29 protein-coding genes are annotated in these 21,796 nt (G+C 53.2%); 22 read left to right on the top strand and 7 right to left on the bottom strand.

What is annotated here, in order from left to right:
• The 10 genes from NQ505_RS07005 to NQ505_RS06965 all read left to right on the top strand — a co-directional run bounded on the left by NQ505_RS07005 (position 1) and on the right by NQ505_RS06965 (position 4,802).
• On the top strand, positions 1-678 hold the full coding sequence (locus tag NQ505_RS07005) for a hypothetical protein (RefSeq protein WP_004325648.1): 678 nt from the start codon (positions 1-3) through the stop codon (positions 676-678).
• Positions 675-911 carry a hypothetical protein gene (locus tag NQ505_RS26235; RefSeq protein WP_004326987.1) on the top strand — a complete coding sequence of 79 codons (237 nt, stop codon included), beginning with the start codon at positions 675-677 and terminating at the stop codon, positions 909-911. The genes NQ505_RS07005 and NQ505_RS26235 overlap by 4 nt, the downstream gene beginning before the upstream one ends.
• A gap of 3 nt (positions 912-914) precedes the next feature.
• Positions 915-1,820: a hypothetical protein gene (locus NQ505_RS07000; RefSeq protein ID WP_004326986.1), complete on the top strand. Its 906-nt coding sequence runs from the start codon at positions 915-917 to the stop codon at positions 1,818-1,820.
• A 19-nt stretch (positions 1,821-1,839) separates the two neighbouring features.
• Positions 1,840-2,145, top strand: a complete 306-nt coding sequence (locus tag NQ505_RS06995) for a hypothetical protein (protein ID WP_004327415.1) — start codon at positions 1,840-1,842, stop codon at positions 2,143-2,145.
• Positions 2,146-2,165: 20 nt separating this feature from the next.
• Positions 2,166-2,678, top strand: a complete 513-nt coding sequence (locus tag NQ505_RS06990; protein WP_004327414.1) for a hypothetical protein — start codon at positions 2,166-2,168, stop codon at positions 2,676-2,678.
• Positions 2,679-2,698: 20 nt separating this feature from the next.
• Positions 2,699-2,908, top strand: a complete 210-nt coding sequence (locus NQ505_RS06985; protein ID WP_008652657.1) for a hypothetical protein — start codon at positions 2,699-2,701, stop codon at positions 2,906-2,908.
• Positions 2,909-3,091: 183 nt separating this feature from the next.
• A complete protein-coding gene (locus NQ505_RS06980) occupies positions 3,092-3,535 on the top strand; it encodes a hypothetical protein (protein ID WP_005932407.1) in 444 nt (147 codons plus the stop codon).
• Between the two features lie 21 nt (positions 3,536-3,556).
• Positions 3,557-4,207, top strand: coding sequence for a DUF3164 family protein (locus tag NQ505_RS06975; protein WP_004327411.1), 651 nt, complete (start codon positions 3,557-3,559; stop codon positions 4,205-4,207).
• 2 nt (positions 4,208-4,209) lie between these two features.
• Positions 4,210-4,425 carry a hypothetical protein gene (locus tag NQ505_RS06970; protein WP_008652655.1) on the top strand — a complete coding sequence of 72 codons (216 nt, stop codon included), beginning with the start codon at positions 4,210-4,212 and terminating at the stop codon, positions 4,423-4,425.
• 107 nt (positions 4,426-4,532) lie between these two features.
• Positions 4,533-4,802: a hypothetical protein gene (locus tag NQ505_RS06965; protein WP_008652653.1), complete on the top strand. Its 270-nt coding sequence runs from the start codon at positions 4,533-4,535 to the stop codon at positions 4,800-4,802.
• Between the two features lie 9 nt (positions 4,803-4,811).
• On the opposite strand, the gene NQ505_RS06960 is transcribed toward NQ505_RS06965, so the two are convergent.
• Together NQ505_RS06960 and NQ505_RS06955 are read right to left on the bottom strand one after the other, a co-directional pair.
• Positions 4,812-5,258, bottom strand: coding sequence for a hypothetical protein (locus tag NQ505_RS06960; protein WP_004327410.1), 447 nt, complete (start codon positions 5,256-5,258; stop codon positions 4,812-4,814).
• A gap of 4 nt (positions 5,259-5,262) precedes the next feature.
• Positions 5,263-5,895 (bottom strand): hypothetical protein, encoded by a 633-nt coding sequence (locus NQ505_RS06955; protein WP_004327409.1) that lies wholly within the window; start codon positions 5,893-5,895, stop codon positions 5,263-5,265.
• 68 nt (positions 5,896-5,963) lie between these two features.
• On the opposite strand from NQ505_RS06955, the gene NQ505_RS06950 reads away from it, so the two are divergent.
• Positions 5,964-6,197: a hypothetical protein gene (locus NQ505_RS06950; RefSeq protein WP_005846335.1), complete on the top strand. Its 234-nt coding sequence runs from the start codon at positions 5,964-5,966 to the stop codon at positions 6,195-6,197.
• Here NQ505_RS06950 and NQ505_RS06945 read toward each other — a convergent pair.
• Genes NQ505_RS06945 through NQ505_RS06925 form a run of 5 tightly spaced genes read right to left on the bottom strand, consistent with a single transcriptional unit; the run spans position 6,180 to position 11,463 of the window.
• Entirely contained in the window at positions 6,180-7,595 is a 1,416-nt protein-coding gene (locus NQ505_RS06945; protein ID WP_004327407.1) for a toxin glutamine deamidase domain-containing protein, read from the bottom strand. The genes NQ505_RS06950 and NQ505_RS06945 overlap by 18 nt on opposite strands.
• Positions 7,596-7,612: 17 nt before the next feature.
• Positions 7,613-9,001 carry a DUF935 family protein gene (locus tag NQ505_RS06940; protein ID WP_004327406.1) on the bottom strand — a complete coding sequence of 463 codons (1,389 nt, stop codon included), beginning with the start codon at positions 8,999-9,001 and terminating at the stop codon, positions 7,613-7,615.
• A 1-nt stretch (position 9,002) separates the two neighbouring features.
• A complete protein-coding gene (locus tag NQ505_RS06935; protein WP_004327405.1) occupies positions 9,003-9,428 on the bottom strand; it encodes a phage protein Gp36 family protein in 426 nt (141 codons plus the stop codon).
• A gap of 18 nt (positions 9,429-9,446) precedes the next feature.
• The gene (locus NQ505_RS06930) at positions 9,447-11,015 is read right to left on the bottom strand and encodes a hypothetical protein (protein WP_005932391.1); all 1,569 of its coding nucleotides are present in this window, start codon (positions 11,013-11,015) and stop codon (positions 9,447-9,449) included.
• Between the two features lies 1 nt (position 11,016).
• Positions 11,017-11,463: a hypothetical protein gene (locus tag NQ505_RS06925; RefSeq protein ID WP_004327418.1), complete on the bottom strand. Its 447-nt coding sequence runs from the start codon at positions 11,461-11,463 to the stop codon at positions 11,017-11,019.
• A gap of 196 nt (positions 11,464-11,659) precedes the next feature.
• Here NQ505_RS06925 and NQ505_RS06920 point away from each other — a divergent pair, with 196 nt between their 5' ends.
• The 11 genes from NQ505_RS06920 to NQ505_RS06870 are packed head-to-tail and all read left to right on the top strand — an operon-like array spanning position 11,660 to position 21,755.
• Complete coding sequence (locus tag NQ505_RS06920) at positions 11,660-12,697, top strand: head maturation protease, ClpP-related (RefSeq protein ID WP_005846345.1); 1,038 nt, start codon at positions 11,660-11,662, stop codon at positions 12,695-12,697.
• Positions 12,698-12,708: 11 nt separating this feature from the next.
• Entirely contained in the window at positions 12,709-13,932 is a 1,224-nt protein-coding gene (locus NQ505_RS06915) for a BACON domain-containing protein (protein WP_004327420.1), read from the top strand.
• Positions 13,932-14,396: an N-acetylmuramoyl-L-alanine amidase gene (locus NQ505_RS06910; RefSeq protein WP_004327421.1), complete on the top strand. Its 465-nt coding sequence runs from the start codon at positions 13,932-13,934 to the stop codon at positions 14,394-14,396. Before NQ505_RS06915 ends, NQ505_RS06910 begins: the two co-directional genes overlap by 1 nt.
• Before the next feature lie 12 nt (positions 14,397-14,408).
• Positions 14,409-14,795, top strand: coding sequence for a hypothetical protein (locus NQ505_RS06905; RefSeq protein ID WP_004327422.1), 387 nt, complete (start codon positions 14,409-14,411; stop codon positions 14,793-14,795).
• 27 nt (positions 14,796-14,822) lie between these two features.
• Positions 14,823-15,302 (top strand): hypothetical protein, encoded by a 480-nt coding sequence (locus tag NQ505_RS06900; RefSeq protein WP_004327423.1) that lies wholly within the window; start codon positions 14,823-14,825, stop codon positions 15,300-15,302.
• Positions 15,303-15,354: 52 nt separating this feature from the next.
• Positions 15,355-15,591 carry a hypothetical protein gene (locus NQ505_RS06895; RefSeq protein ID WP_007750686.1) on the top strand — a complete coding sequence of 79 codons (237 nt, stop codon included), beginning with the start codon at positions 15,355-15,357 and terminating at the stop codon, positions 15,589-15,591.
• Positions 15,592-15,602: 11 nt separating this feature from the next.
• Positions 15,603-16,163 carry a hypothetical protein gene (locus tag NQ505_RS06890; protein ID WP_004327424.1) on the top strand — a complete coding sequence of 187 codons (561 nt, stop codon included), beginning with the start codon at positions 15,603-15,605 and terminating at the stop codon, positions 16,161-16,163.
• Between the two features lie 3 nt (positions 16,164-16,166).
• The gene (locus NQ505_RS06885) at positions 16,167-16,658 is read left to right on the top strand and encodes a hypothetical protein (protein WP_004327425.1); all 492 of its coding nucleotides are present in this window, start codon (positions 16,167-16,169) and stop codon (positions 16,656-16,658) included.
• A 38-nt stretch (positions 16,659-16,696) separates the two neighbouring features.
• On the top strand, positions 16,697-16,897 hold the full coding sequence (locus NQ505_RS06880; protein WP_005846360.1) for a hypothetical protein: 201 nt from the start codon (positions 16,697-16,699) through the stop codon (positions 16,895-16,897).
• A complete protein-coding gene (locus tag NQ505_RS06875; protein ID WP_008781442.1) occupies positions 16,898-21,289 on the top strand; it encodes a tape measure protein in 4,392 nt (1,463 codons plus the stop codon).
• Position 21,290: 1 nt separating this feature from the next.
• Positions 21,291-21,755, top strand: a complete 465-nt coding sequence (locus NQ505_RS06870; protein ID WP_004326780.1) for a hypothetical protein — start codon at positions 21,291-21,293, stop codon at positions 21,753-21,755.
• Positions 21,756-21,796: the final 41 nt, after the last annotated feature.

The following is a 21,796-nucleotide window of genomic DNA, read 5'->3' as shown; positions in this document are numbered from 1 at the left end:
ATGGAAGAAGAGAAAAAGGATAATAAAAAAGCGGGCATGAGACGTGCCTTGAATGTCAGGGACATCCTGAACAAGAAGTATGACGTATTCCCTTTCGAAGGGAAATGGAAGGATGCCTTCGACACTCCGGAAGTCCGGGGCTGCTGGTTCGTGTGGGGCAACAGCGGTAACGGTAAGACCTCTTTCGTGATGCAGCTCTGCAAGGAACTTTGCAAGTATGACCGTGTGGCGTTCAACTCCCTGGAGGAAGGAACTTCTCTGACAGTCCAGAATAACCTGCGGCGCTTTGGTATGGCCGAGGTAAGCCGCCATTTGGCGTTCATCAAGGAGGACATCCCCACCTTGAAGATCAGGCTCCGGCGTCATAAGAGTTTCAACATCGTGATCATTGACAGCTTCCAATACACACAGATGACGTATCGTGACTATATCCAGCTGAAGGAGGAGTTTCCGGACAAGCTGTTTGTTTTCATCAGCCATGCCCGTGGCAAGAATCCTAAAGGTGATGCGGCCACGAGCGTGATGTATGATGCCGACCTGAAGATATGGGTAGAGGGCTACGTCGCCTTCAGTAAGGGACGTTATCAGGGGGCCACTGGTGAATACACAATCTGGGAGAAGGGCGCCTATGACTATTGGAATGTGGCGGGACCGAAACAGAAAGGAGGCCAGGCATGAGCAGGATAAAGAAACAGCTGGAGATTTGTCCTCCCGCCTATATGTGTAAGGGGCCTAACCGTGAGAACTTCGTCAGTACCGGCCACAAGTGTGGTTACTGCAAGGGCAACGGCTGGTTCTGGGGAACGGAAGAGGGCAGCCGCGAGGACGTGCATGTATCCTGCCCGGTGTGTGGCGGCAGCGGTGAGCTGGATGCGATTATAACAGTGGACTGGAAACCTTCAAGCAAGTGAGCCATGAGAAAGGAGTATTACAACTACGTTGTGAAGCTGCCCGTTCTGCTTCATGAACTGTTCCGCGGGAAGGTTGCCGACTATCATTTTTCCGACATGACGGTAGTGATGAACCACCTGGTGAAGTCCTACATCCGCATGACGGATGGTGGCAGGGTCTCCACGGCCACCCGGCGCATCCTCCTCTGCATGGATCGTATTCCGGACATGTCGTTCTTCTTCCGCCGTCAGGAGAAGTCGGTGCTGTTCTTCGAGATGGATCCGGCCGTTGCCGGCAGCCTGCAGCGTGCCATCATCGCTGGCGGCTGGGGCAACCGCCAGCGTCTTGTCGTCCGCCTGGTGTGCGCCTTCTGCTGCGGTGCCGGTGTGACATTGAACAACCTTTCGATGGAGCTTGCCTCCGAAGAGGTGTTCCGCCGTCCTGAAGGCTACCTCATACATACCTACGTGAGCAATTACCAGTACGTGTTCCTGAAGGAGACGGCCGCTGCCCAGCGCATGAGCGTGGAGGGTATGCTGACGGCTGCTGCTGAACTGCTGGTGGGAACGGATGACGAAGGTTCCGGATACCATATTCCGGAGAGTCTCGGCCGTATCGCTGACCGCGTGTTCGAGGTGAGGGGCAGCACGCTGAAGGACTTCCGCCGGCAGTGTCTGGTGAGCATCCGCACGAACACTATCGGTCCGGACCGTATCGCCTCCTTCATGGAAAAGCACGGCATCGCCTCCGCCCGTGAGTTCCTGCGCCGCGTGGTCCTCTTCTTTCTGGAGGCACGGTATCTGATTTACCGTAAGGAGGTAGAACTTGATGAGGATGACCTTCCGGAGGAGGAAGAGACGGATTGGGAGGAAACTATGTACAGCCAGTATCAAAAAAGAGATTTCGCGATTTCAACATATAATTATTAACCATTAAAATTTAACAGAAATGATTACAGAAAAACAGAAAGAGGCAGTAAAGGAACTCTGCCAATACGTGGATAACTTTTGTAAGGAAAACGATCTTAGTGCCTTTATGAGCGTTGCGGCCAGTGAGGACCATCCAGACGGGCTTGAGCAGATAGCCGGCTCAATCATTACCGGCAAGACTGAACATATTGTCGGCTCTATTTCCGGGGTTGTCAAAGCGAATAAGAATGTCTATATGCTGCTTTCCGTGGGACTTATGCAGGCCTACACGAGAAAGGCTGACATTAATACTATTCCGTTCGGTGAAAATTTGAATATGAACTGATGAATGCAGCATAAACAGCTATGAGTGAAAATAACAACAAGCAGAAACGTAAACGTGTCTGTCCGCATTGCGGCCGAAAGTTGTGGATGCGTGAGTTCTATCCGTTGAAGAATGGGGGACGGAGTTCCTGGTGTCATGAATGTGTGCTGGTGTACAAGCGTGAACAGTACCGCAAGCACCGGAAGGTTGCTGACGGTACTTTCATGCACCGGACACTGGGACGGCTCGTCGAGCATAAGGGATATTCCACCCGTATCTTTTGGAACGGTAATATGCTTTCCATCATGCGTCGCCACTATCACAATACCCTCAACCGGGAGCTGGCTGAAATGCTCGGTGTTTCCGAACGCAGCGTCACCCGGAAGGCCCGAGAGATGGGACTGGAAAAGGACAAAGGTTTTGTAGCCTCCCTTAGCCGGGAACATTTGTTGCTGGCAAACGCGAGAAGCAAGGAACTGGGATATCCGGGCGGCTTCACCAAGGGGATGAAGTTTCGGGGAAACCAGTACACCGGGAGGATAAGAGTTGAATAACATACAGCACGGTCAATATTATGAGTAAAAAAATGGTAATTGTGGTCACCGCAGTTGGTGTCCGTAAAGTAGTGGAAAAATGGCTCTGTGAGAATATGACTTGCGAGCTGGTTGTGTCACGTAACGCACGCCATGAGTGTTGTGTGGAAGTCATCTATGATAGCGGAAACCCTTCGGTTTTGCGTACTCTTCTACGCTCTGCCGTGGGTGAAATCATAGAGTTGTGCTGATGTGGTATGAATAGTTTGAGTTAATGAAAATCTGAATAGAATGGGCATACTTGAATTTTTCGACCAGTATAAGTGTACAAAAAATGAAAAAGAGCATCTTCTTGATTATTTGTGTACTATCAGAGTAAAGAGAGTGATTAAGGAAATCAATGACCTTAAAATAAACAAAAAAACAGTATAGCCATGCAGATAGACATCAACAGCCGCAAGCAGTTAAATAAACCCGAGAATTATGCGGCGTTTTACAGCCTTTTGAACCGCCTTCCGACATCGGATCGTGACGCACTGAAGGAAAGCATCGTTTCCCAGTACACGGAGGGACGTACCACGAGTCTGCGTGACATGACACTGAAGGAATACAGTGCCGCCGTGTCCGCCATGCAGAAGCTGGTACCGCCCACTTATCAGGAACAGCTCCGGAAGATTCTCCGTCAGAAGCGTTCCGCGGTACTGCACCAGATGCAGCTGCTGGGTATCGATACGGCCGACTGGGACTGGGTGAACGCCTTCTGCCGGGACAGCCGTATCGCCGGCAAGGAGTTCCGTGAACTTGACTGTGAGGCGTTGGACACGTTGCAGGTGAAGCTGCGTGCCATCCGCCGTAAACGTGAGAATAAACAACAATAGCAACCATTTAATTTTTTAGCTATGGATTTGAAAGAACAATTAAAAAGCCTGTCCGCCCAGGACAGGAAGGAGCTTTTGAAACAGCTCCAGCAGGAAGAGAAGGAAAGCAAGCGTAACCGGCGCGATGCCTATGAGGGCCTCCGTGCGCAGTTCATGCTTGAAGTGAAGAACCGGCTGCTCCCGGTTGTGGATGACGTGAAGGCGTTCCGCGACTGGGTGGAGAAAGAGGCCGCCGCCTTCCGTGCGGTGATGCGTGAATACGGCCAGCTGCGTAAGGACGAGCAGGCGAGCTTCACCATCGTGGACGGTGACATGAAGCTGGAGGTGAGGAGCAACAAGGTGAAGAGTTTCGACGAGCGTGCCGACCTTGCCGCCGAACGCCTGGTGGATTACCTGAAGCGCTACGCCATGGGGCGCGAGCTGGGTACCGACGACCCGATGTACCAGCTCGGCATGACCATGATCGAGCGCAACCGCCAGGGCGATCTGGACTACAAGTCCGTGAGTAAGCTGTACGAGCTCGAGGACCGTTTCGACAGCGAGTACACGGAGATCATGGACCTCTTCCGTGAGAGCAACGTGGTGTACAAGACCGCGGTGAACTACTATTTCCACAAACGTGACGAAAACGGTGTCTGGCACCGTATCGAACCCTCATTCTGCCGGTTGTAGTCATGGAGAAGACGAAGAACATCGCGCCGCACGTCATGGCCTGCAAGCGTTGTGAAGGCAAGGGACGTATCTTTTACCTGGACCAGGGAGGAGCTCCTTTATCCGCAAAATGTCCGGTCTGTAATGGCAGCGGGCGGGTGAAGGTACAGAGCAAGGTGATCACCCGCATCGAGCCGTTTGTTCCGGGTGAGGATGACACCGAACTGATGACCATGTGATTTTGTTCACACTCTAAACAGAAAAACGCCGCATTCATACACGATGCGGCGTTTTTTTATTAACATCCCCGGTTAAATGCCTAATTTTGCAGCATATACCTGAACTTATGGCTAAAGGACGAGACAAAAAACTGATAGAACTCCGTGATGAAGCCCTGTGCCGCCGTTACTATTACTGGACGGAGGTGCAGCGCCTGCGTTTTGATGATGCCCTGAAAGTGTTGTCCCGCCAGGAGTTTTTCATTTCCGAGGAGCGGATCATGTCCATTATCCGGTGCAAGTGCCGGGAGCTGAAGGACTTGGAGGTGAAGCCCGTCCCAAAGGTTAAGAAACCCCGCCTGACAGCCGTCCAGCTTTCCCTGTTCACGGGGGAATGAACCTTCCCCTTACTGCATGGCCGACTCGTCATGCAGCGTGAAAGAATAAACCGTCTCGTACACCTTGATGTTTCCCGGCAGCGAATAGTCCCGGCTCTTTACCCTGACCAGCGGGCTGGTCTCTTCCGTGCACTGGAACTCCTGCAAGGCTTTGTACAGCTCTTTGGCCTTCAGCTGCCGTTCCCTTACCTTGTCATAGGTTCCGGAGGTGTAGTGGGTGTCATCGTAGCAGTCAATGGCCAGTCGTATGGTGATGAGTGACTCGCTTTTCTGTACCCCGTAACCGAGGTCATTCCAGTCCGATTCGGCGTTCCCGACAAGCACGCAGGGGAAGGTTACCGGATAGTGGTCCTCCTCCGCCCCGGCTTCAAGCTGTCCGTAGTCCTCGTCGATGTATGACAGTTCAGGCATCTTTTCGGCGATGCGTTCCATGATCGCGATAAAAATTTCTTCCATGTTGTTATAAGTTTAAAATATTTCTGATTTCATTCTCCATTTTACGGTCTATCTTTTCGGACAGTTCCCGGCTTTCCCCGATAAACTGGCGTTGCGGTATTTTTATCCGGAGCTTTTTCTTTTTGGTCAGCGCCAGCCTTTTCCATTTCAGCGCTTCCTGATTTTCCTGCGGTTCATTGTTTGCGGCAGAACCCTTCTTTTTGCCTTTTCTTTTGCCCGTGGCGGCTTTTTTAGCCTTGCCTGAAGCCTGGTAATACTTCGCCCATGCAAAACGCCGCATTTGGGGCGTAACAGTCGGATGAACTTCTCCTCCCCAGTTATTGACCGGCGCATAGACGAGTTCGTTTGCCACCCTCACTCGGTATTCTCCCGGCATGTATTTGACGGAGCTGAAGAGATGGTTCCTTCCGGAGAGCAGCGTCCCGTAGCTCCCTGCCGCATCGGTCCGTCCCGAGGACAGCCTTTTCGCTTTCGGCCACGGGTGTAATCCTCCGTTTACGAAACCTTCCCGGCGGAAGTTGTCCTGGAAATGGTCTTTTGCCATTCGTCCAGCGATAACCGGCATTTTCCGTTTCATTAGCCCATCCAGTTCTTTCCGTTTGGCTTTTATCAGTTTTGAATATTCTTTTATGTCCATGAATGACTGAATTAAAAAATAATTTTATACTTTTGCAGCAAGGCGTTTTTTATGTGCCTTTTTGCGTTATGGAAATACCTAAACAAGTGTCGGAATTAGCAAACAGTAGCGGTTACAACTCCGTTGTCTTATCAGCCAGTTCCCCTGAAGGAAGCATCTATTCCGTGGGCTGTGTTGACGGGGATGGTTTTGAGTTGCCTGTCGGTCTTCCCGCCTTTATTCTGTTCGACGGCCAGTCCTGCCGTCTGGTGGACGGTGAGGAGGGGCTGGCACTTTCTTCCCGTTTATTTGGTGATGAATAGTCCCATGATTTTGGGATTTACCAGTTTGTTGTCTATTCTTATCACTCCCACACGGCCCGCTTTCATGCTCTGTATGTAATTGCTTGCATCATCCTTTCCGGTTTGCGGGTCGAAGAACCTTGTCTTTCCTTCAGTCACCTCTGCGCAGAACACGTGTGCGGAGCCGCCTTTCCAGGCACAATATATCTCGTATATTCCATCCTCTCTGAATTTTTCCCTGAAGTATTCCTTCAGCCGGTTTGCATTCATTACTTGATATCCCTTTCTGACCTGCCATTTATAGGTATAGTCATAATCCGGCTTTGTTCCGTCCCGGTTCAGGAAACGTTCTTCCCATGTGATACCTTGTTTTGCCATTTCATTGTATGCGCTTTGTCTGATGTTGGGTTTTGCCTCGATGTCAAACCCCAACCTTCTGAGCATGTGTGTCACGGTGCAGGTCTGGCAATTCACGCGGTATCCTTCCTCTTTTCCGAATTTCGGGTTCTCCTTTCCCTTGTTCGCCTGTTCGTATGTCATCGGCTTGCCTTTGGTAACGCCGAGTGCCTTTTCTATCTTGAGATTGTTGCGGGCGATGTCGGTTTTTTCCTCCAGCGTCAGGTTGTCCGGCATTTCGGCTATCATTTCGTTGATGCGCCTGGTCAGTGCGTCCACGGCTTTTTTTGCTCCCGGATGCGCTTCAGTAATGTAGGGGTGTTTGTCTGAAAACAGTTTGCCGTCTTTTCCCGGATTGTTTTCCAGACCGTCATGTGCCTTGTTCTGCCCGTTTTCGTCCGGTACCGCTGTCGGCGCTTCATCCGTTGATGAGAGCGTGCACTTGCAGTTCCATCTGTCTCCGGGCCTGTGCTCGTTCCAGAACGGATCATCTATCGGACGTATGGTCCCCCAGAAAATCTGGTGGTCGGCTCCCGGCGTCACACTTGTGGACGGCATCCATTTGAGGTTCGGCAATACATCCTTTTCCCTTTCGAACTGTCTCCAGTCCGCGGCCTGGTGTGCCCGTATGACGGCCGTGTCGTATTCTGTACGCAGCCAATGGATCATCTGGTGGTCGGCTATGGGCATGGCTTCCTTCACCCACTGTTCAAACGGCTTTAAACTTCCGTTTTTGTCCAGCAGCAGCGCTGCCATGTCGTTCTGTGCCCTGTGTACCTTGAAAGCTGCGAACACGGCGTTGTTCATTCGGATTTCACGGTAGAAGTCATAATCCGGATCATCGGTTTTCCGTGTCCCAAACCCCTTGTCGGTGGCTTTGTTCATCGTTTTCCACGTGGCCTCGAACAGGTTCTCCTCGATGTCGGTCATGGGATGGAAATCTTTGCTGTATATGTTCTTCAGGGCTTTCTTCAGTACCTCTTCATCGAACGAGAATAAAGTTTCCACCTGTTTGTCCTCCATTCTGTAGAGGTCGTTTATCACCATTCTAAAGCTGCCCCGTCTCTCCCCGGGGCTTTCCCGAAAAAACGTTTCAGCCAGTTGTATGCGTTTTTAAGGGCATTTTTCTTTTCTTTGGGTGTTCCTTTACCGTGCTTTTCCAGTTCCGGTTCTTCTTCCGGATCCGGTTCATCCTCTTCCGCCTTTTCGGTCTCTCGGGCCTTCGCTGCCTCGATTTCCGCCGCTTTCTCCTCCTGGCGTTTCTTCAGCTCGTCATAGTTTGCCGGTTTCTCGATCCCGAATTCCTCGTAGAGGTAGTCGTCACCTACCGGCAGGTTGAAGTTCGTACGCAGCTGTGTGAGGATGGACATCTTTTTCTCCGGTTCGATAAGCTTCTTTTCCGGATAGCAGAACTCCCCGCCTGTGGTGTCTATTCCGAGCATTGCGAATATGTCGGCCATGTCATAGTTGAGCACGTCGAGGATGTCCTGCCTGTCGGAGAGCGTCACTTTCTCCTCCACGTCCTTGTGTACGGTTCCCAGTGCCTGTGTGCCCTTGTCGGAGGCTTCGGTGGTGAGCGTGTTTCCGAGGAACAGCTTTGAGATTTCGTTGTTGCAGCGCTCGCAGAGCTTGTCGTAGAGGTCCGCGCTCCCTGTCTTGTTCGCGGCTTCCACGAGCTTGAGCACCGTATCCTCCGCGTGCACGAAAACCGACAGGCTTCCGGTGCTGTCCGCGTCGTCCAGCGCCCTCTGCCGTGCCTCGTCGTCATCCGTGGGATACGTGTACTCCCTGATGGGCGCTCCGAACACTTCCGCGAACTGTGCCCAGTCCGCCACGTCGTTACGTTTGTATATCACCCAGATGGCTGCTTTCACCAGCAGTCCGGGATCGTCGGGTGAACCGATGAACAACAGGTCGGGGTACTCGTCCCAGGACGTCCCGGTGGTGTCCGTCTGGTGCCGCAGTATGAGCCTGCGCACGGGATCGACGTGTTTGCGCGGTATCAGGTCGTAGTTCACCCATTCCCCCTTGCGGTAGAACTGCACGAGTGAGAACCCCCAGAATTTGGCGTCCAGGATGTCCCCTATGAACTTCCGGAACCATGGGGACCTGATCTGCTTGTTCACCTTCTCGTCCGGCTTCCCGTTCCTGCGGAATTCTATGGAAGATGCCAGTGCGGCATTCTTCCGTTTCTCTATGACACTTGTCAGGTGCGTGTCCATGAGTATGTCGCTGAACAGGTCGTACAGCCTGAAGCGTCTGGAGTAGTCCACATTCTCGAAAGCCCTTACCGCGAGCATGTAGTCCGCTATGTCTATACCGAACCTTCTGGGCTGTGTCAGTATGATGGTTGCGGGTCCTTTCTGCCCGGGCCTCGGCAGGTTCCCGCTTTGGGTTATCTTTCCGGCCCCTTTCTTTCTTTTGTTCATATTACCAATGGTTTACACGTTTACGGTTGCTTTTGATAAGGAAATTTGATTTTGCCGCCCTCGTCTCTTCGGACAGCAGGGGCAGGCCGTCCACCGATATCTCCTCGGCCGCCACGGCTTTCAGCCATTCGACCGCCCTTTCGTGGCGTTCCTTCCGCAGCGGTGACAGGTTCCTCGGGTTATGTATGCAGAAGATGTGGTACACGGCTATGTCGATGGCCATCATCAGGACAAGCTGGTTGCGTTTGTCACCGGTTGCCGTGAATATTTTGTCACAGTCGTAACGTCTGGAAAGGTAGCAGCGCATCTCGGCGACGGCGCGGTCCTCGCATATCTCCACGACGGCGTCGTCCTCCCTTGTCAGTGCGTCCAGAATCTCGCGGTGTATGCTCGCGTCGTAGTCTGAAAGTTCGATAAATTTGCTCATAATGATAGGTATTGAAGTTTACACTCTGTACTTGTTTTGTGACCGCGTGCTTTTCCTTGTGACAATGACGGGCTTTTCCGACTGTCTGGCCTTGCGGTCTATAATTCTGTTTCCCCCCTCCACGCAGTCGGGTCCGTCTGCCGGATAGGTCAGTTGCAGGTTGAACAGCTTGAACTGTTCCGCCATCCGTTTCATGTGCGGGTTGTCCTTTTCGGCCTCGTTGAGTACCAGGTTCCCCTCCCGGTTGAGCGGTTCCAGGTTCGCCTCGATACGTGTGGCCTTGTCGGTCTTCTTCTCCTCGTCCCCGGTGATGTACAGTGATATTTTCCTTTCCCTGCGTATCCGCCGCACGATGGGCTGGAATACCTGCTGGAAAAAAGGATCCTGTAATTTGTTGTTCTCCATGTAACAGTATACGGTGGTTTTCCCGCCCACGAACTCCAGCAGCTTGATGTACCACTCTACAAATTCCGCGTTCAGCCCCCTGTCCAGGAACGTTTTTATCAGATAAAGCCTTCCCGCGAGTTTCCCGAGCAGGCACACCGTTTTGGTGGAACTTTTTTTCGTCTTGTTCTCTCCCGGTGCGGGGTCCCCGTATATCACCAGGAACTTGAACTTGGAAAGTGCCGGCACTTTCCCGTAGGTGATTTCCGCGAACACGCCGCCGTCCACCACCGGGTTGTTGAAGAACTCTTTCTGTGCCGCCGCCGCGCTGACCAGTGAGAGGAAGAGGTCTATATCCTCCTCGGAGTTCTTTTCGGGCCATACGGACAGCCCGTCCTTTCCCCGGATGTTGATGATATCCACGTGCCCGATTCCTTTCGCCTTCAGTTCGGTTGCCTTTTCGATGGCCCTTTTGATGCAGCAGTCCGGCGCGATGATGTTCCCGTTGAACAGGATGCGGTAGTTTCCCGATACGGACATGGTCGGTATCAGCGCCTCCTCCAGCCATTTCCATTTGGTTTTGATCCGTTCCGGATTCCGGCACTCCTCGTCGGTGTCTATATCGTCCACCAGAATGAAGTCCGGCCGGAAGTTCTTGTTACGCGTACCGCGCGGTGACTGCCCGGCTCCGATGGCGCGGAAGGAGCATCCGGACATGCAGGTGAACTCCCCGGTTTCCCACGCTCCCGGTTTTTTCTGCTGTCCGTAGTCCTGTATGATCCGCTGGTTCTCCTCGAAGTTCGCCATGAACGGCAGCAGTAGCCTTTCCGCATTGTCTGCCGAGTTGGAGATCAGCAGCACGTTGCGTATCTTTTTTGTCAGTGCCAGTTTGGATATCTCCATCATGGAGCGTGCGGATTTCGCCAGCTCGCGTGACCAGGCCCTTACCTCGTACCAGCGGTTGTTCCTCATCAGCCGCCCGGTGGCTTTTTTGTGGAAGGCGGCGGACTCGCAGGTGCAATACATGGCGAAGTAGTATTTGAACCACTCCTCGTCGTTCTTCTCCAGTCTTTCCCGCCTCTGCCTGATTTCCGTTTCCGTGTCCGTGGGGTTGATGTCCGAATGTTCGCGCACGGATGCCACCAGCTCGTTCCAGTTGTCCAGTGCGATCCTGTCCTGGGGTGTGAGTCTTTTCTTTGCCATGTCAGGATAATTTTGATTTGACAAACGCGTCCAGAAGCGGGGTGATCTCCTTCGCCTGCGTGGAATCGTAGGTCCGCACCCATTTGAGCAGGTCGGAGAACACGGAGATGATGTCCGCCAGCCCCACTTCTGTTTCCAGTTTCTTGATGGCGTTCGACAGTTTGGAAATGGTGTCCGCTTCCGCGGCGTTCGGGAACCGTTCCCCTTCCGGCTTTCCCATGATGGCGTTGTTGAGTTCCGCCAGCTGCCGGTACAGGTTCTTCAGCTGCTCCTCCCGTGTGATGGTTATGGAAGCCTTCAGCTGCTCCCAGTTTCCTTTGCCTATCCAGTTGTTCACAGTCACCCGTGAAACCCCCACACGCTCGGCTATTTCCGCCTGCGTGAGCGTTTCGCGGGTGTAGAGCGTTTTCGCCCATGCCTTTTTCTGCTCGTTTGTAAGTTCGGCCATATTACCTCCTTTTTTACGTGCAAAATTGATAAGGAAAAGGAGCGAAAAAAAACGCGCTCCGCATGATGACATTTTAAAGCGTCATGGCAATCCTTTAAAGTCTCCATGATGAAAACGCGGTTTGAAAAAGGCTTTTAATCCCCCTAATTTCGCACCGTAAACTTTGCAGGGAAGGACCTGCCAAAACGATAGTGACATGAGTAGATTTTTCAATATGATACCCGGAACCGATGCCTGTTGCATCCTTCTTTACGGTGACATCGGTGAGTACGATGATAACGTGCGCAGCGGTGATATTGCCCGTGAACTTCTGGAAGCGGAAGCCCTGACCGGGAAGGTGGACGTGCGTATCAACAGCAACGGCGGCGAGGTTTATTCGGGCATCGCCATTTTCAATGCCTTGAAGAACAGCAAGGCCGACATTACCATCTACGTGGACGGCATCGCCGCCAGCATGGCCTCCGTCATCGCCCTTTGCGGCAAGCCCGTGCAGATGAGCCGTTATGCCCGTCTGATGCTTCACAGTGTCCAGGGCGGCTGTTACGGCAACAAGGATGAGATGAAGGACTGCATCCGTGAGATCGAGGCGCTTGAGGATACCCTTTGCGAGATGTATGCCACCCGTATGGGCAAGGACAAGGAGGAAATCCGCGCGATGTATTTTGACGGCAAGGATCACTGGCTGCGTGCCGACGAGGCGCTGGCGCTGGGGCTTATCGACGGTATTTATGACGCTGACCCGGTACCGGAGGACAGTACCCCCGAACAAGTATTTCAAATATTCAATAACCGGCTGCACAAGCCACAAAACGAGAATAGCATGAATTTAGACGAACTCAAGAGACGTCCGCGGTTCAAGAACTGTGCGACGGATGACGATTTCCTGCGTGAAATCGGACTGCTGGAAACGGAGGCTGGCAAAGTCCCGGCCCTTGATGCCGAGGTCACCCGCCTGAAGGGCGAACTGAAGGTGTTCCAGGACAAGGCGGATGCGGATGACGCTGCCGCGCGTAAGAAACTGCTTGATGATGCGGAACAGGACGGCCGTATCGATGCCGCCACCCGCCCCATCTATGAGAACCTTCTGGCAAAAGACCGGGAGAACGGGGAAAAGGCATTGGAGAAGCTTTCCCCCAAACGTAGTGTCATGACCGACCTTCGTGTGAATCCGACGGGTGAAAGCCCCTGGAACAAGCGCATGAGCGAGATTAAGGACAAGTTGAACCATAAATAAAAACATTTGCCATGGCAATAGTAGTAAGAAACACGAATTACAACGGCGAGGTACTGGAGAAAATACTGGTCCTGGCCACCACCGGGAATGACCTTGTAGAAAAAGGTCTGATCATGGTGATCCCCGGTGTGGAGAAAAAAATCAGCCTGCCGCGTATCAAGACGGGCAAGATGCTCCAGAAGCGTAAGGAGAACCCGACTTTGGAAGACTCGAAAGGCAATTTCAATTACTCGGAGAAATCACTGGATCCGGAGGACTTCATGGCGTTCACGACTTTCAATCCCCGTGCCTTCGAGCATGTTTGGCGCAAGTGGCAGCCGAAGGGCAACCTCGTGTTTGCCGAACTTCCCCCCGAAGCGCAGAACACGCTTCTGGATGAACTTAGCAAGAGTGTGAAGTTCGAGCTGGGCTGGCATTACCTGAACGGCGAGTTCGGTTCGGACGACGACCACCTTTTCAACGGTATCCTGACCCAGGCGGCTAAAGATCCGGATGTGATCGTGGTTCCGGCTCCTTCCGATACTTCCATGATCGGCAAGTTGAAGGCTGTCCGCAAGGCTATTCCAAAAGCCCTGCGTGAGAATCCGAACCTGCGTATCCTGATGAGTATTGACGACTTCGACAAGTACGATGACGAGCTGACCGAACGCGAGTACAAGAACACGAGCGAGACGGACATCAACAAGAAGCGTTACAAGGGTATCACCATCGAGACGCTGAATTCCTGGCCTGATGGCCTTATCGTAGCCACGCTCTGCTCGATGAGCGCTGACGGCAACCTTTTTGCCGGTGTGAACCTCCAGGACGATGAGGAGGTGATCCAGATTGACAAGTGGATGAACTCCAGCGAGCTGTACTTCTTCAAGCTGCTTATGAAGGCCGACACGGAAATCGCCTTCGGCGAGGAGTTCGTGGTGCTTGACACCCGTGAGACTCCGGTGTTCAAGGTAGTGGAACGCAGCATTTCTGCCGATCCGGCCGCTCTTTCTTTCAAGGCCGCCGGTGAGAGCAAGGAGGTGAAGGTCACTGCCTCCGGTGATTACAGCGTGGTTTCCATTCCTGCCGGTTTCACGGCAGTCGGTACCGATGGCTCTCTGACGGTCACCGCCGGTGTGAACAGTAGCGGCAAGGCGGTATCCGGCACACTTGTACTGGGCCTGGACGCCGATCCGGAGAAGAAGGTGGAGATAGCACTGTCCCAGGCGGCCGTTGATGAAGAGGAAGGCGGTGAGTGATGGGAAAGCTGAAGTATCTTGTCATCCATTGCACGGCCACTCCTGAAGGGCGTGAGGTAAGCGGTGCGGAGATTCGCGCCTGGCATACGAACCCCGTCTCAAAGGGCGGCCGCGGCTGGAAGCAGGTCGGATATACCGACCTGTTCCATCTGAACGGCGGAGTGGAACGCCTGGTGAACAATAACGAGGACGCGAATGTGGACCCGTGGGAAGTGACCAACGGCGTGGCCGGTTACAATTCCGTGAGCCGCCATATCGTCTATGCCGGCGGGTGTGCAAAGGATGGTAAAACGCCTGCGGACACCCGTACCTCCTGGCAGAAAAAGGCGCTTGAGAAGTACGTGAAGGATTTCCATCGTCGTTTTCCCGATGTGAGAATCGTCGGTCACAATGAACTGGCGGCCAAAGCCTGCCCCAGTTTTGATGTACAGAGATGGCTTAAACAAATAGGTATAACTCAATAAATCAACAACAACATGAAAAGATTTCTTTTATTCTTTGTGCTGATACTCGGATTCGTGTCAGCAACTTTTGCCCAGACCGGTACAGTACCGGAAGTCGATTATAGCGCGATGATCACCACCTTTGCCGGTTTTGTCGGTGGCGTGGTGTTGCTCACGGAAGGGATCAAGGCTCTGTTTCCAAAAATGCAGGGCTTGGCGACACAGATTGTCAGCTGGTGTGTGGGCATTGTGGCCGCCATGCTTTTATGGTGGCTGGATGCGGGCTTTGTCGCTGATGCCACGTGGTATATCGCGTTGTGTTACGGGTTCGGTGCGTCCCTTGTGTCCAATGGTGTTGCCGATACGGGATTTGTCCAGTGGCTCATCGGACTGTTTGCGGGTAAGGATGCCGGTAAATAGGCTTTGACCTGAAAGACCAGTGTGCGTATGGACTTCAGTGCTGTCATGAATCTGGTGCTGGGCGGTGGTCTGGTAGCCACGATAATAGCCATCATCACCCTGAAATCAACGGTCAGGGAAGCGAGGGCGAAAGCGGAGAAGGCTACCGCCGAAGCCGAGACGGTACGGATTGACAATACCGAACATGCCACCCGTATCCTGATCGAGAATATTGTAGAACCCTTAAAAGAGGAACTGAATGAAAACAGGAAAGCTTTGCAGGCGACCCGGCGTGAAATGGCACGCCTCCGGAAAGCCATTGATACTGCCAACAGTTGCAGGCATCATGATGATTGTCCTGTTCTTTACGGGATGCGCGAGTACTCGAAAGAGCAGGACGGAGGTGAACCGGAACAGCAGCCTGTCGTCAAGCGCCGACAACGTGTCAAACGTGAGGCGGGGGTTGTTGATGGCGGGGATTCCGAAATCGGCGGTGAGCCTGACGATCCCTCCGGACAGCCTCCGTAAACTTCCCTCCGGTTCGTCCTACCATTCCAGGAACGGGCAGGCGGGCCTGACGGTGAAGAGCGATGCGGCCGGCAATATCATAGCGGAGGCATCCTGCGACAGCCTCCAGCGGCTGGTACTGTGTTATGAGGAGGAACTGACCCGTATCCGTAATGAGACACATGAGGACTCATTCACAGTTGAAACGGAATTTGAACGTCGCTTTAGTCCCGTTAAAATAGCGCTGGCCGCTTTTATAACCGGATGTGTTGCCGGCATAGTATTAACTTTCAAAATCAAGAAACAATGAATAAGAATTTCATGTACGGCGTCGGTGCCGTGAAATACAAGGACTTTGTGGTGGGTTACATAGAGAAGAATTCGTTTGACATGGGCGGGCAGAAACCCGAATCCGCCAAAATCGAGGCGGAGCAGGTGCCGGGAACCCCGGTGCTTATCATTCCCCAGTCGAATGGCAGCATCGCCCCCACGTTCAACGTTATCCAGCTGAACTACGAAAACCTGCATAGCTTGCTGGGTGGTACCATGCACTACAAGGAAGAGGACTCGGAAAAGAAAACCCCGATTGGTTGGACGGCCCCGACGGCAGCCGTGTTGCTGACCGGTCCGTGGGAAATAGCCCTTGTTTCGGGGCAGAGCATCCTGATTCCCAATGGCACGCTACTTTCCAATCTCGGCGGCAAGCTGACCCTGACAGAAACGGCGAAAATCGAATGCACGCTGGAAGTGGCCATGCCGGAAGACGGCTCCCAGCCCCATGGCGTATTCAATACGGATTCTATCCCGGAAGAGTGGAAACAGTATAAACTGCCTCCTGCTGAATCTGCCGCTGCTGCTTCCACTAACCTGGCCGAGGAGTAGCGTATGGACGAAGCTGTCATCAAGCAGATCCAGCGTGAGGGTGCGGACGCGCTGCTGGATATCGGTGTGAGCGTCCCGCTGAAAGCGTTTCATATCCCTTTCAGGAAATCCCCGCTGGAGCTGCGCGTGACCATGAGGCGGCCTTATATGTCCGGTCAGATTCTTTTTGCCCGGACATATTTGTCGATGGGGATCACCAGTGAGGAGATGTGGGGGTTCAGCAAGGAGGAGGAAATGCAGTTTCTGGCCTCTCACGGCAAGGCGGTGAGCCGTATGGTGGCCTATACCCTTTGTCGTGGCCCTTTCAGCCGCCGCGTGCTTTTGCGCCCGGTGGCATGGCTCATAAGGAACTTCATGGAACAGCGTTATCTGGTGGGTGCGATCAAGCGTTTTGTCAGCCTGATGGGTACCGACCCTTTTATACCTATTATCAGATCAGCCGAGCGGACGAATCCGATGAGCTTGAGACTGAGCCAAAGAAAGAAGGGGAGTTAAAGAGCCGTTATGAAGGCTCCCATAGCCCTTTCGGTTTTGTGTGGCAGATTGCCAGTGCCACCGGCTGGAGCGTGGACTATATACTGAACAAGGTGAATTACCAGACCCTGATCATGATGCTTAGTGACGCTCCCCGGTATGTCCGTGACAAGTCCGGATCTTCCGGTCCTGCGGATGAGCGGAGCGCCGAGGATGAAGCGGATGGAATAGTAGGATTTTTTCAAAGCAAGCTAAAATAGATGAAACCGGTACAAATAGAATTCCTTATGGTGGACCATTTGAGCGCCCGTCTTGACAAGGCCGTGGGCAAGATCGAGCGGATGTCCCAGCAGGCATCGTCCGCCAACAGACAGATCCGGGAACTTGACAGGAGCGGTTCCCTGTTGAACAACACCGTCGGCAAGCTGGCGGCCGCCTTTACTATCAAGGAGCTGGTGTCGAACATCACCAAGGTACGCGGCGAGTTCCAGCAGCTGGAGGTGTCGTTTCAGACCATGCTCGGCAGTGCGGAGAAGGCCGACACCCTGATGCAGCAGTTGGTACATACGGCCGCGACCACTCCTTTCGGCCTGGAGGATGTCGCGCAGGGTGCCAAGCAGCTTCTTGCCTACGGGTTTGGAGCGGAGAAAGTGAACGAGACGCTGATCCGCTTGGGTGACATCGCTGCCGGACTTTCCATCCCTTTGAACGATCTGGTCTATCTTTACGGCACCACCATGTCCCAGGGACGGCTTTATACACAGGACCTGAACCAGTTCACCGGCCGGGGCATCCCTATGATCGCCGAACTGGCCAAGCAGTTCGGCGTGGCTGAAAGCAAGGTGAAGGAGCTTGTGGAGGAAGGCAAGGTCGGTTTTCCCGAAGTGCAGAAGGTCATAGAGAGCCTGACGGACGAGGACGGAAAATTCAGTGGTCTGATGGAGGCACAATCCAAAACGATAACCGGACAGATCTCCAATATAGAGGATGCCGTTTCAATGATGTTCAATGAAATCGGGCAACAGTCGGAAGGTGTCATCAACACCACGCTTTCCGGTGTTTCCTACATGGTGGAGCATTACGAACGTTTCGGCCGTATCCTGCTCGGGCTTGTCGGTACGTATGGTGTGTACCGGACCGCCGTCATGACAGTCACGGCCGTGAAAGGCTGGGCGGTGGCTGCGGAGGCGTTGCATTACAACTGGCTCCTGCTGGTTGAGAAAGCGCAGAAAATGCTCAACCGGACCATGCTTTCCAATCCCTATGTGCTGGTTGCGACCCTGCTTGCCGGTGTTGCCGTGGCACTGATCTCCATGAAGACGGAAACCGAACGTTTGCAGGAATCCGAGGAAAGGTATCAGCAGCAGAAGCAGAAAACCATAGAGGCCGAGGAAGAGCACAGGCGCAAAATAGAGGAACTGTGTTCCATTGCCGGGGATGAAGCCGTGTCCACGGATGCCCGGCGTGAGGCGCTAAACAAGCTGGAACAGAAATATCCGGATATATTCTCCAAATACGACACCGAGTATGAGAAACTGAAGAATATCAAGAAAATCAAGGAAGAGATAGCCCGATTGGAAGCCGGTGAGTCCATATCCAATCCCGCCAATGAATTGAAACGTGTGGATGACAGGATAAAAGAACTTGAAGGCAAGACCCGGTTGGCAACCGAATATTACCAGGACAGCTACGGGCGGCAAAGAGCCCGATATGTCCGGAAATCCGCACGTTCAAGGGATGAGGAGGCAGAGCTTCAGAATCTGTACGGAAAACGCAAGAGCCTGAACGGACAAATCCGCAAGGACGAGGTAAATGCCTATTTCGAAAACCTGACCGGTGTGAGTAACGAGACCCTTGCACAGCAGATAAAGCAGCGTAGAACCCTGCTTGCCCGGATGTCTGTCCAGGAGAAGGAATACGGAAAGATTACGCAGGGTGACGAAAATCTTACCGGAACTTATTCCCGTGACGAACTGAAGTATCAGCTGAACAAACTGGTTTCGGAACAAAACCGGCGTAACCTGCCCACGGATTCAAGCACTGACTGGGTGGCTGCGGCAAAAGAGAAATACCAGGATGCGCTCAAGGCTTATAACGCCTTTCTTCAGGAAACGTCCAACAGCCTTTCCCGTGAGGAGTTTGAGAAGAAGGCGAAAGAACTGAAGGATGCCGTCGATACCGCCAAAAAGGAGTACGACAAGGTCAAGCCCGGTGAGGATAAGGATTCCGAGGCCGAACGGAAGAAGGCGGACAAGGCGGAGAAAGAAGCCCAACGCCGCAAACAGGTTTCTGAAAAGCTGGGCCAGGAACTCGCCGGGCTGCAAAGGAAGAATGACGAGGCGGAGATTGAGATGATGACCGAGGGGCTGGAGAAGAAGCTGCGCCAGATAGACAATGAATACCAGGCACGCAAGGATGAAATAGCCAGGCAGGAAGCCGGTTGGAAACGTGACAACGCGAAAGCGGGGCAGTCCGGTTCGCTGTCGGAAGATCAGCAGTCCGAAATAGACAAGGCCCGTGAGCTGAACGAGTCCGGCCGACAGAAGAAAATAGCGGAAGCTTATCGGGAAGAGTTCGGAGTGATGCAGGAATATTTGCAGGCCTACGGCACCTTCCAGCAGCAGAAACTCGCCATCGCGACCGAATATGCGGAAAAGATACAAAAGACGACGTCCGGCAGCGAGAAGCTCTCTCTCGGTGTTGAACGTGACAGCAAACTTGCCGGCATCGAAGTGCAGGAACTGAAAGCCCGTATTGACTGGGGTACTGTCTTCGGTGAATTCGGCGGGATGTTTTCCGATATGATAAAGCCTGTATTGGCGGATGCCAGAAAATACATGCTCACTGACGAGTTCCGAAATGCCGACCATGCCAGCCAGGACGCGCTTGTCTCTGCCGTCCAGCAGATGGAGAGGGCTTTGGGCGGTTCCGGCAAGGTCAGTTTCAAGAAACTGGGTGCCGAGGTTACTGCCTACCAGAAAGCCCTTTCAGACCTGAAGGAGGCACAGGCGGTGTATGCGGACACCTATACGGCACTCATTGCCGCCCAGAAATCATACATTGAGGCGCAACAGTCCGGAACCGAACAGGAGAAGGAGTCCGCCCGGCAAGCCCTGGAAACGGCGCAGGCTAATGCCGATGCCGCGAGTGAGAATATAAACGCCTTGCAGGAAACGGCTGACAGTGCCCGGCAGTCCCTCTCGAATACTGCCTCCGGTCTGAAGACCAGTATGGAGAATGTGAGGGACGGATTGCAGCAGATTGCCTCCGGCAGTATCAGCGGGGCGTATAATGGCCTGATCACACTCGGCAAAGGTGCCAAGGAAGTGGACGGCAAACTGGGCGAGGCTTTCGGAAAGGTTTCCGAAACACTTGAGGATGTGCCTGTTGTCGGCTGGATTGTAAGTATTATAGACCTTTTCAAAGATGGTTTGAGTGTGGTCATCGGTGGCCTGCTCGACGCGGTGTTCAATGCCGTGAGCGGTATTCTTGACGATGTGCTTTCCGGTGATCTTTTTGTGACTATCGGAAAATCGCTGCTTTCCGGTGTGGGCAAGATATTCGACGCATTGACCTGGGGCGGATTTTCCTCCTGGACGACTTCAAGCAATGCCAAAGAGGTCCAGGAAACCATCGACCGGCTGACCGAGCGCAACGAGACCTTGCAGACGGCTATCGAGGACCTGACGGAGGAGATCAAGGCGAGCAAGGGTACAAAGTCCGTGGCCGCCTACCGGGATGCCTACAGGCTCCAGCAGGAGACGAACTCGAACTATCTGGACATGGCCATGTCGCAGGCCGGCTATCACGGTTCGCATCACAGCTGGAATTATTACTGGGGCGGTTTCTCACAGGAACAGATTGACCGTTTGAGCGGTCAGATCGGGCGTAGCTGGAACGGTGACATCTGGAACCTAAGTCCGGAGGAGATGAAGAAGTTGCGCAGTAACGTGGACATGTGGACGCAGATCCAGGATACCGGCAAGGGCGGATATGGAGGTCGTCTGACCGAGAAGCTGGATGACTATATCGACCAGGCGGGCAAGCTGGAGGAACTTACCGACCAGCTGTATGAAGGTCTCACCGGTATTTCCTTCGACAGCATGTACAGCAGTTTCGTGGATAACCTGATGGATATGAAGTATGATGCCGCAGCCGCGGCGGAGGACATATCCGAGTATTTCATGCGTGCGATGCTGTCAAACAAGATCGGTGAGCTGTATTCCGACAAGCTGAAAGGCTGGTGGGAGAAATTCGGCAAGGCGATGGAAGACAATGACCTTACAGAAGCCGAGCGTAAGGCCCTCCAGGACGAGTACATGAAGTATGTCGAGGAAGCCATCGCTCTTCGTGACAATCTTGCCGCGGCCACCGGGTACGATAACTCGGGCGGTACGAGCCAGAGCGCCAAAACCGGCGGTTTTTCAGCCATGACACAGGACCAGGGTACAAAACTGGACGGCATGTTCACCAGCGGGTTGCAACACTGGTCGAGCATCGATGAGAAGATGGAGAGCGTCATCGACAAGATGAACACCGCCGAGGGGCATCTTGCCCGTATCGAGGAGAACACCGGCACGAGCGCGTCGCACCTTGGCAAAATAGAGGAAGAGATTCGTAAAATCAATCGTGACGGAGTAAAATGCAAATGATATGGAAAAGATATTAGGCGGTCTGGTACTTGTCAACGGTACCGACATCTGGAGTACATACGGGGTGTTCCTCGTTGAGGACAAGCGCGGCGGGATGGATAACCTGACCGCCATCCTGACCCCGAGCAAGACGAAAACGGACACGGCTGTGAATATCCGGGAGGAGGACGGGGAGAAATATTCCTCCGTGCTGACGCCCAGGAACGAGGCCCGTGACGTGACGCTTCATTTCGCCCTGTTTGGCAAAACGCAGGCCGGCTGGCTGAAGAAGTATTTCGAGTTCATCAATTTCCTGAAGAAAGGCCGTGACGGGTGGCTTGAGATTTCCTTTCCCCAACTTGCCCTGACTCTCCGTGTGAAATATACGGATTGCAGCAAGTTCCAGCCTCTGACCTATCTCTGGAAGGAAGGCGTGCACGCCGGCAAGTTCAAGGTGAAGTTCCGGGAACCTGTCCCGGTCATATAAATGTGATTCAAACCCTATTCAAACGACGTTTAAACAAGATA

The organism is Bacteroides sp. D2 (genome assembly GCF_025147085.1).
Classification (GTDB): Bacteria; Bacteroidota; Bacteroidia; order Bacteroidales; family Bacteroidaceae; genus Bacteroides.
The sequence above is the reverse complement of the archived record's forward strand: the minus strand, read 5'-3'. Positions and strand labels throughout refer to the sequence as shown.

Excerpts from the sequence above, each read along its gene's own strand:
- NQ505_RS07005 (WP_004325648.1), top strand. The coding sequence starts at position 1 with ATGGAAGAAGAGAAAAAGGATAATAAAAAAGCGGGCATGAGACGTGCC.
- NQ505_RS26235 (WP_004326987.1), top strand. The coding sequence starts at position 675 with ATGAGCAGGATAAAGAAACAGCTGGAGATTTGTCCTCCCGCCTATATG.
- NQ505_RS07000 (WP_004326986.1), top strand. The coding sequence starts at position 915 with ATGAGAAAGGAGTATTACAACTACGTTGTGAAGCTGCCCGTTCTGCTT.
- NQ505_RS06995 (WP_004327415.1), top strand. The coding sequence starts at position 1,840 with ATGATTACAGAAAAACAGAAAGAGGCAGTAAAGGAACTCTGCCAATAC.
- NQ505_RS06990 (WP_004327414.1), top strand. The coding sequence starts at position 2,166 with ATGAGTGAAAATAACAACAAGCAGAAACGTAAACGTGTCTGTCCGCAT.
- NQ505_RS06985 (WP_008652657.1), top strand. The coding sequence starts at position 2,699 with ATGAGTAAAAAAATGGTAATTGTGGTCACCGCAGTTGGTGTCCGTAAA.
- NQ505_RS06980 (WP_005932407.1), top strand. The coding sequence starts at position 3,092 with ATGCAGATAGACATCAACAGCCGCAAGCAGTTAAATAAACCCGAGAAT.
- NQ505_RS06975 (WP_004327411.1), top strand. The coding sequence starts at position 3,557 with ATGGATTTGAAAGAACAATTAAAAAGCCTGTCCGCCCAGGACAGGAAG.
- NQ505_RS06970 (WP_008652655.1), top strand. The coding sequence starts at position 4,210 with ATGGAGAAGACGAAGAACATCGCGCCGCACGTCATGGCCTGCAAGCGT.
- NQ505_RS06965 (WP_008652653.1), top strand. The coding sequence starts at position 4,533 with ATGGCTAAAGGACGAGACAAAAAACTGATAGAACTCCGTGATGAAGCC.
- NQ505_RS06960 (WP_004327410.1), bottom strand. The coding sequence starts at position 5,258 with ATGGAAGAAATTTTTATCGCGATCATGGAACGCATCGCCGAAAAGATG.
- NQ505_RS06955 (WP_004327409.1), bottom strand. The coding sequence starts at position 5,895 with ATGGACATAAAAGAATATTCAAAACTGATAAAAGCCAAACGGAAAGAA.
- NQ505_RS06950 (WP_005846335.1), top strand. The coding sequence starts at position 5,964 with ATGGAAATACCTAAACAAGTGTCGGAATTAGCAAACAGTAGCGGTTAC.
- NQ505_RS06945 (WP_004327407.1), bottom strand. The coding sequence starts at position 7,595 with ATGGAGGACAAACAGGTGGAAACTTTATTCTCGTTCGATGAAGAGGTA.
- NQ505_RS06940 (WP_004327406.1), bottom strand. The coding sequence starts at position 9,001 with ATGAACAAAAGAAAGAAAGGGGCCGGAAAGATAACCCAAAGCGGGAAC.
- NQ505_RS06935 (WP_004327405.1), bottom strand. The coding sequence starts at position 9,428 with ATGAGCAAATTTATCGAACTTTCAGACTACGACGCGAGCATACACCGC.
- NQ505_RS06930 (WP_005932391.1), bottom strand. The coding sequence starts at position 11,015 with ATGGCAAAGAAAAGACTCACACCCCAGGACAGGATCGCACTGGACAAC.
- NQ505_RS06925 (WP_004327418.1), bottom strand. The coding sequence starts at position 11,463 with ATGGCCGAACTTACAAACGAGCAGAAAAAGGCATGGGCGAAAACGCTC.
- NQ505_RS06920 (WP_005846345.1), top strand. The coding sequence starts at position 11,660 with ATGAGTAGATTTTTCAATATGATACCCGGAACCGATGCCTGTTGCATC.
- NQ505_RS06915 (WP_004327420.1), top strand. The coding sequence starts at position 12,709 with ATGGCAATAGTAGTAAGAAACACGAATTACAACGGCGAGGTACTGGAG.
- NQ505_RS06910 (WP_004327421.1), top strand. The coding sequence starts at position 13,932 with ATGGGAAAGCTGAAGTATCTTGTCATCCATTGCACGGCCACTCCTGAA.
- NQ505_RS06905 (WP_004327422.1), top strand. The coding sequence starts at position 14,409 with ATGAAAAGATTTCTTTTATTCTTTGTGCTGATACTCGGATTCGTGTCA.
- NQ505_RS06900 (WP_004327423.1), top strand. The coding sequence starts at position 14,823 with ATGGACTTCAGTGCTGTCATGAATCTGGTGCTGGGCGGTGGTCTGGTA.
- NQ505_RS06890 (WP_004327424.1), top strand. The coding sequence starts at position 15,603 with ATGTACGGCGTCGGTGCCGTGAAATACAAGGACTTTGTGGTGGGTTAC.
- NQ505_RS06885 (WP_004327425.1), top strand. The coding sequence starts at position 16,167 with ATGGACGAAGCTGTCATCAAGCAGATCCAGCGTGAGGGTGCGGACGCG.
- NQ505_RS06875 (WP_008781442.1), top strand. The coding sequence starts at position 16,898 with ATGAAACCGGTACAAATAGAATTCCTTATGGTGGACCATTTGAGCGCC.
- NQ505_RS06870 (WP_004326780.1), top strand. The coding sequence starts at position 21,291 with ATGGAAAAGATATTAGGCGGTCTGGTACTTGTCAACGGTACCGACATC.